The organism is Pseudomonas sp. ICMP 8385 (assembly GCF_002699915.1).
Taxonomy (GTDB): Bacteria; Pseudomonadota; Gammaproteobacteria; order Pseudomonadales; family Pseudomonadaceae; genus Aquipseudomonas; species Aquipseudomonas gessardii.
Genome location: NZ_LKBY01000026.1, coordinates 1 through 580, shown reverse-complemented (window position 1 = coordinate 580; position 580 = coordinate 1). Strand labels below are relative to the sequence as shown.

The 580-nt window shown below is 62.1% G+C and carries 1 pseudogene; it reads left to right on the top strand.

What is annotated here, in order from left to right:
• Nucleotides 1-580: pseudogene (locus tag AO268_RS05465) on the top strand (RHS repeat protein); the annotation flags it as partial.

Sequence of the window (580 nt, the reverse complement as noted above, 5' to 3'; positions counted from 1 at the left end):
CAGGGCGCGATCACGCGCCAGACCGATCCAGACGGCAATCTCACCGAGTACAGCTACGACAAGCGCGGGCAGCTTTTAGCGGTTTGGTATCCCGACCACAGCTGCCAGCGCCTGACCTGGAACGATCTTGGGCAGTTGACTCAGGAACAGTTAGCCAACGGTGGCATTCGGCGTTATCGCTATGACGTGTTCGGCCGGCAGATTGCCCGCGAGGATGAACACGGCGCGCTGACCCAGTATCAGTGGGACGCGGTGGGCCGCCTGATCAAGGTGGGCTTGCCGGGCGGCGCCACCCGCGAATTGAGCTACAACCCCTACGGAAAAATCACCGCCGAGCGCGATGAGTTGGGGCGCGTGACCCGCTATGAATATGCCGACGGCTTGCACCTGATCAGTCGCCGGATCAACCCCGATGGCACGGCGCTGCGCTATCGCTACGACAGTACCCGCCTGCTACTGACCGAAATCGAAAACGAGGCCGGTGAAACCTACCAACTGGCCTACCACGCCAACGGCCTGATCCAGCAGGAAACCGGCTTCGACGGCCAACGCACCGCCTACGTCTACGACCTTAACGGCC